This window comes from uncultured Meiothermus sp. (assembly GCF_937863175.1).
In the GTDB taxonomy this organism is placed as follows: Bacteria; Deinococcota; Deinococci; order Deinococcales; family Thermaceae; genus Meiothermus.
The window spans coordinates 1-6,477 of sequence record NZ_CALMCQ010000393.1 but is presented as its reverse complement, the minus strand read 5'-3'; the positions used below and the strand labels follow the sequence as shown (position 1 = coordinate 6,477).

Annotated in this window: 6 protein-coding genes; 3 read left to right on the top strand and 3 right to left on the bottom strand. The window is 60.4% G+C overall.

What is annotated here, in order from left to right:
- Positions 1–89 precede the first annotated feature (89 nt).
- The 3 genes from Q0288_RS14750 to Q0288_RS14740 all read left to right on the top strand — a co-directional run bounded on the left by Q0288_RS14750 (position 90) and on the right by Q0288_RS14740 (position 3,193).
- Complete coding sequence (locus Q0288_RS14750; RefSeq protein ID WP_299431947.1) at positions 90–803, top strand: M23 family metallopeptidase; 714 nt, start codon at positions 90–92, stop codon at positions 801–803.
- A 56-nt stretch (positions 804–859) separates the two neighbouring features.
- The gene (locus Q0288_RS14745; RefSeq protein WP_299431944.1) at positions 860–1,969 is read left to right on the top strand and encodes an AI-2E family transporter; all 1,110 of its coding nucleotides are present in this window, start codon (positions 860–862) and stop codon (positions 1,967–1,969) included.
- Positions 1,970–2,056: 87 nt separating this feature from the next.
- Entirely contained in the window at positions 2,057–3,193 is a 1,137-nt protein-coding gene (locus Q0288_RS14740; RefSeq protein WP_299431942.1) for an AI-2E family transporter, read from the top strand.
- Between the two features lie 116 nt (positions 3,194–3,309).
- On the opposite strand, the gene tgt is transcribed toward Q0288_RS14740, so the two are convergent.
- The 3 genes from tgt to Q0288_RS14725 form a co-directional block, all read right to left on the bottom strand.
- Positions 3,310–4,464 carry a tRNA guanosine(34) transglycosylase Tgt gene (tgt, locus tag Q0288_RS14735; RefSeq protein ID WP_299431938.1) on the bottom strand — a complete coding sequence of 385 codons (1,155 nt, stop codon included), beginning with the start codon at positions 4,462–4,464 and terminating at the stop codon, positions 3,310–3,312.
- Positions 4,465–4,595: 131 nt separating this feature from the next.
- A complete protein-coding gene (locus Q0288_RS14730) occupies positions 4,596–5,813 on the bottom strand; it encodes a hypothetical protein (protein WP_299431935.1) in 1,218 nt (405 codons plus the stop codon).
- Positions 5,810–6,316, bottom strand: a complete 507-nt coding sequence (locus Q0288_RS14725) for a DUF4384 domain-containing protein (RefSeq protein WP_299431932.1) — start codon at positions 6,314–6,316, stop codon at positions 5,810–5,812. The genes Q0288_RS14730 and Q0288_RS14725 overlap by 4 nt, the downstream gene beginning before the upstream one ends.
- Positions 6,317–6,477 lie beyond the last annotated feature (161 nt).

Sequence of the window (6,477 nt, the reverse complement as noted above, 5' to 3'; positions counted from 1 at the left end):
TCGGGCTGGGTATGCCTTTCGCCTCGTCCATACCGCATATGATAAAAGCCTAGCTGTGTCCCTGTTTTTATATAGCATAGAATAAAACCATGCCGATCAAACCCGGCTGGATTGTGCTGGCTCTGGTGACGCTGGTGGCGCTGTGGCAGAGCGCCCAGCTATCCAGCACCCGTCGGCAGGTGGCGGGCTTGCAGTCGGAAATTGCCAGGCTCGAGCAAGAACTGCAAAAAGGCCCCGAGGGCTTTGGGCTGCCCCTGCCGGGGGCCTGTCTGCCCAGAACTGACAGCAACCTGCCCGGAGCGCCCCGCGAATACCGCAAGGGAACCAACCCCGGCTTTGTTTTTGCCGGTGACGATGCTTGTGTGCCAGTACGCTTTGGGATGGGCGTGGTGGCGGCAGCCGGGGGCGAGATTGTCAAGGCCGAGATCAACCACCAGGAGATGACCCGCCCAGAGTTTGATGCCTTAATTCGGGCGGTTGCCAGTGGGGCCAGTCCTGAGCAGATGGACAGGCTGCGTGGACGTGAAGTCTGGATCCGCCACCCCGACGGCTTCACGACCGTATATGCCCATCTTGCTGGAATTGCCCCGGGCCTGCGGCCCGGCAGCAAGGTGATGAAGGGTCAGTGGATTGGGCGGGTGGGCAACAGTGGCACCGGGTCGGCGTTACGGGGCACCAGCGAAGGGGCGCGGCTGTTGTTTGAGCTGTGGGACGGTGAGCCCGACAAGGACCAGTACTTTGGCCAGGGCCTGGCACCCGAGGCGGTGCGGGCCAGGGGGAAGCTCGAGTTCGGACTGCCCTGAAGCGAGTCAGGGGGAAACCAAGACCTTTCGTTCAATCCTGCGGTATCGTAGTCCCCATGCGCCGGGATGTTGCTGAAATCTGGAAGCTGTTGTGGGTGCGAATCGCAGTGTATGCGGTTCTGACCTACCTGCTGATCGCTCTGGCTGGCTTTGTATTTGGAGGGGCCAGAGGTGCAATTGTTACACTGATACTGGCCTTTGTATTTGCCTACATTACCTCCCCAGTGGTACGGGCCCTCGAGTCCCGCAAAGTCCCCCGCTTTTTTGCGGTGTTGCTGGTCTATTTAGGGCTAATGCTTCTACTCGGACTGGCCTCATTCCTGATTGCCGATATGGCCTATGCGCTTGCCCTTTTTGCTACCGATCTACCCCGTATTCTGGCCCCACTCCTAACCTGGATCGAGAACCTGCCCACCCGTATCGGACAGTTTGAAATTCCCCCGGCCCTCGAGGGTGTCTTTGCTCAGGCCATTCAAAGCCTGCAAACCCTATTGCAGGACTTTATGCAGATCCTGCTCAATGCCCTGCGAACCCTGCTGGCCCAAGGCGGTAACCTGGTGGGATTTTTTGCCTTCCTGGTGGGTGGAGCGCTTCAGTTGTTTGCGGCCCTGATCATCTCGATTTACCTGCTCTACGATATGCCCAAGATCTCCAAGACCATTTTTAAGGCGGTTCCACTGCCCTACCAACCCCTGGTGGGGGATATTGCGGGCAAGCTGGATCGGGCAGTGGGCGGATACCTGCGGGGACAGTTGCTGGTAGCGATTGCGGTGGGCCTGATCGTGGCAGTGGGGTTATGGATTTTTGGGGTGCCCCTGGCTGGCTCTCTGGGCTTCCTGGCAACGGTGTTCAACCTGATTCCTTATGCTGGCGTAATTATTTCCACCATTCCAGCATTGCTGCTGGCGCTCACGGTAGGCTGGCCGCAGGTGCTGGCGGTACTGGGGGTGGTGGTTTTTGCCAACCAGGTGGAAGCCCATCTTCTCAGCCCGCGCATTCTGGGACGAGCCACCAGCCTGCACCCGGTAAGCGTGATAGGGGCTATTCTGGTGGGTTCTAGCCTCTATGGCCTGATTGGCGCTCTGCTGGCCGTCCCGCTGATGGCCTTCTTCAAGGCGATTTACACGGAGTTTTACCTGACCAGCAAATTCTACAAAGAAGGTTGACCTCGAGCCTGATTCGCACCGCCCATCCATCTTCCACTGGGTCTGACCCCAGACCCGGGGTGGGGGAGGCCGGCCATAATAGGCAGTATGCGCGCAACGTTTGGACTGGTCTGGCAGAACTACTGGCTGCGGGCTGCCGCCTACATCGCTCTGGCACTTTTGGGGTTGTGGGCGCTCATTTGGGTCATGGAGGGTGCCCGCACAGCCATCACCACCGTGGCGATTGCGTTTGTGTTTTCCTATGTTGCAAGTCCCGTGGTTCGCTGGTTTGAACACCGCCGACTAACAAGGGCCCTGGGCGTGGTGGCGGTATTTGTGGGAATGCTCCTCTTTTTAGGGCTGGCAACGGTGATGCTGGCCAGCATGACCGGGCAACTGACCCGCTTTGTAAACAACCTGCCCCAAATACTGCACCCCCTCATCGGCTGGGTGCAGGGCTTGCCCGACGAGATAGGGCGGGTTGACCTCCCCCCGTTTTTGCGTGAAGCCCTGACCCAGGCCACCGACAACCTTCAGGCCCTGGTGCAGGCCTTCACCCAGACCCTGTTGAGGGCCCTGCAAACCCTGCTGGCCCAGGGCGGCAACCTGCTGGGGTTCTTTACCGGACTGCTGGGTGGCGTGTTCCAGTTGCTGACCGTTATCACCATCTCAATCTATCTGCTCTACGACCTGCCCAACATCGGGGCCAATATGTTCAAGGTCATCCCCAGGCCCTATCAGCCCAGGGCCGCTGAACTGTTCCATAAAGCCGATACTGCTTTTGGAGGCTATGTGCGGGGCACGCTTTTAGGTGCCCTGGCCAACGGCCTGATGATCACCCTGGCGATGTATGTGGCCTTTGGGTTTTTTCAAGGGTTTGGGGCAGATACCTTTGCCCAGGCCATGTCGCTGGGATTCCTGGCCTTCGTGTTCAGCTTTGTACCTGTAATTGGTGTGATTATCTCTTCGGTGCCCGCGATCCTGCTGGCCCTGCCGCTGGGTTGGCTGGCCCTGGTTGCAGTCCTGGTGGCCTTGTGGATCTGTAATCAGATTCAGGGCGTGCTCTGGCCCCTGATCATGCGCCATACCACCAGCGTTCACCCGGTCACCGGCATTGCAGGCGTCCTGATTGCAGCTTCGCTCTTTGGAGTTCTGGGAGCCTTGCTGGTGGTGCCGCTGATTGCCTTTGTAAAGATTTTATACACCGACTACTACCTGAATAGCCACTTCTACCGGGAAGGGTAGGGGAAGATGAGGAGAGGGGTAGGGAGGAAAACGACCCCGGCGAGGGAAGCGGAAGGGAACTGGGTTGCAGTCCAATTGCCCATGACCAACTGCCCCTGACCGTCCTCTGCTCCCGTTCAGTTCCAGTGCCCCCCCTCGTATAGCGCCCTGGTGAACCATTGCGGAGTTTCATGCCCGAAGCGCCTCAGGGCAAAATCTCGAGCAAACTCGCCATAATTGTTGGCTTCAATAGCGGTTCGGGCTGCCTCCATCAGACGGTGCAGATAGCGCAGGTTGTGCAGCGAGACCATGCGGGGGGCCAGCATCTCTTCAGCCCGCACCAGGTGGCTCAGATAGGCCCGACTGTAGTGAGTGCAGGCGTAACAGTCGCACTCGAGGTCAATTGGACGGGGGTCGTCGAGGTAGCGGCTGAGCTTGAGGTTCAGCCGACCCTCGGGGGTCAGGGCATAACCAAAACGTCCGGTTCGGGTGGGGTAGACGCAGTCAAACATATCTACTCCCAGCGCTACCGAGGCCACCAGGTCTTCCGGGTGGCCCACGCCCATCAGGTAGCGTGGCTTGCGCTCGGGCAGGATTCGGGTGGAAAGCTCAACCGCTGGGTACATCCCCTCCTTCGACTCACCCACCGCCAGTCCTCCGATAGCGAAGCCAGGGGTGTCGAAGGCCACGGTGGCCTCGGCGCTGATGCGGCGGAGTCTCAGGTCAACTCCCCCCTGCGCAATGGCAAAGAGCGCCTGGTCGGGCCGGGTTTTGGCTTGCAGACAACGCTCGAGCCAGCGCAGGGTACGCTCGATGGAAGCCTGCAGGTACGCGGGTTCGGTGGGGTGGGGCGGACACTCGTCGAAGGCCATGACGATGTCGGCCCCCAGGGCTTCCTGGGTCTGAACGCTGGTTTCGGGGGAAAGCTCGATCAGGTCGCCATTCAGGTGACTGCGGAAGGTCACGCCCTGCTCGGAGATTTTGCGCAGATCTCCCAGGCTCATCACCTGAAAACCGCCCGAGTCGGTAAGCCAGGGGCCCTGGTAGGCGGCAAACTTGTGCAGCCCACCCAGGGCCCGCACCCGTTCGGGGCCGGGGCGCAACAGCAGATGGTAGGTATTGCCCAGGATTATCTGTGAACCAGTGGCGATCAGTTCAGGTGGCGAAATTCCCTTAACGCTGCCCTGGGTTCCTACCGGCATGAACAGCGGGGTTTGTACCGCGCCGTGAGGAGTCTGAAAAAGCCCCGTGCGGGCTCTGCCGGACTCGGCGGTGATGGCAAACTCGAACACCCGGGTATTTTCGGGGTTCTGGGGGCAAAGCGCAACATAGCAGGCTCACGCAGTAGCATCGCTGCACCGGGGTTGTTGTGCCTCACGCGGCTATCCCCTATTGGGCTATAAGCGATTTCTGACCCTCGACCTCAGTTCGCCGTGCAGGTGCTGGGAGCCTGGCAGCTAAAACTGCGGGCCTGTTTAATGGTAGGTCCATCGTAGCTGGTCTCGAGCCCCCTGCCCAGCACCCTGAACCCTGCTTCCACCCTGCTTCGGCCATTGATGCCGGTCTCGAGGCCAGCCGAGCCGTTGTTGCCGTTCAGGGTCAGGGCGATGAAGGGCTTGGCCTCGAGGCTCGGCCCTGCCAGACCATAAAACTTGATGTCCATCGCCAACCCGGCAAAGGCATTCCCCGAACCCTGTACCGGAACCGAGTAGTTGAAGGTGGGGTTGACGGCAAAATTGGCCGTGAAGGTGTTCTGCCAGCGCTCCTGGACTGGCCGGGTGCGGTTGTAATCGAGCTGGACGTTGGTCGTGAAGGTGGGGGCGATACCTACCTCCACCGTAACCTTGCCGCTGGCCGCGCTGCTCACACCTGCAATCAGCCTGGGCTGCACCACCACCACCACCGGCACACTGCCCACCAGAAAGACCCGTTTGATGTTCCAGGAAGCCAGCTCGCGCGTCACGTTGAAAGGGCTGTAGGAGGCGTTGGCCTGAACGGTGGCGGTAATTTGAGACCGGAGGGTGCCGCTCATGCCGGCCCGGAAAAGCTCCACGCTGCCGCTGCTGAACCTGAGGTTGAAGTTGGGCCGGAGGGTCTGTTCGATAAAGCCGTTGAGGGCGATGCTGGCCCCGGGCACACCAGGGATATCGAACCGCACGTTGGTCAGGTTGATTCGCCCGGTGAAGTTTTGCACACTGACCCCATCCAGAGCCTGAACCAGGGTGGCCTCGCCGATGGTCAGGCTGGTCTCGAGGTTCACCTCGCCCGAGGCAATGGCGTCCTCGAGGGCAGCGTTCTCGGTCTGGATGTAGACCTTTCGCACCGCCTGGCTGGAAACCCCACTGCCGCCTACAAACTGGGTCGAGACCCCGGTTACCCTTCGCAAAAGACCATCGTTGCAGTTGCTCACCAGCACATCGCCCGTGTTCGCGCTAAAACTGCTGTCCGTCACCACTACCTGGCTGGGAGTTACCTCGGTTTTGTCAGGATCCAGCACCCTGAGTGAAGTCACCGGTGTAAGGCTCCCGGTCACGGTTCCCTGATCGGTCACCGGGGTGCAGACCTGGGTTTGCGGGGCGGGTGGGGAACAGGCAGCCAGCCCCAAAGCCCCAGCCAGCAGGATCATGAGCCAGCGCGTCATTGCACCGCCTCCATCGAGGTCTCGGCCACATCGCGCACCTGGGCTGCACCGAGGTGAGCCTGGGTGTGCCGGTTGAACTCCTCGTTGCTCAGTCTGCCCCTGAACAACTCCCGGTTGGTGGCGGGCGTACTGGTATACAAAAGCCGGAAGCGCGAAGGCCCCAGAGGCGGCACTACCAGGTAGGTGGCCTGGCCCTGGGCGTTGCGGTCGGTGGCCAGTGGGAAGGTGTGGCGGCCCGCAAGCAGTTGTACGTTGCGCTCGAGGACCACGGTGGTGGTGTCAGAGTCCATGGTCACCAGGGTCACGTAGCCCGGCTGGCTGAGGGTAAAGCTAAAAAAAACCCGTTCGCGCAGCCTGTACCTGCCGCCCTCGCCCCGATCCGGCGCGAAGCCGCTGATGATGGGCTGCAAGCCCCACTCCCTGCGCTGGCTATCGCTAACCCCAGGCTGAGGTGCACAACCCGCCAGCAACAGCAATAAAAAGGAAACCCCCAAAAATCTCATCCCTAAAGTCTACCCCTGCTTTTCTGAGAGGATTGTGGTGGGCTGGATTAAGGTCGCCTTTAAGGAAGATGCACAGCGATGTAGAGCCCAACCTGCTGGGATGCGGGGTGGGGTCATGGGTGCAGCTTTTCGCTGTAACCGTACGGTCGGGCTGGACGCGG

Bases quoted from the DNA above. Each gene is read 5' to 3' on its own strand.
- Q0288_RS14725 (WP_299431932.1), bottom strand. From the start codon at position 6,316: ATGAGATTTTTGGGGGTTTCCTTTTTATTGCTGTTGCTGGCGGGTTGT.
- Q0288_RS14745 (WP_299431944.1), top strand. From the start codon at position 860: ATGCGCCGGGATGTTGCTGAAATCTGGAAGCTGTTGTGGGTGCGAATC.
- Q0288_RS14750 (WP_299431947.1), top strand. From the start codon at position 90: ATGCCGATCAAACCCGGCTGGATTGTGCTGGCTCTGGTGACGCTGGTG.
- Q0288_RS14740 (WP_299431942.1), top strand. From the start codon at position 2,057: ATGCGCGCAACGTTTGGACTGGTCTGGCAGAACTACTGGCTGCGGGCT.
- Q0288_RS14730 (WP_299431935.1), bottom strand. From the start codon at position 5,813: ATGACGCGCTGGCTCATGATCCTGCTGGCTGGGGCTTTGGGGCTGGCT.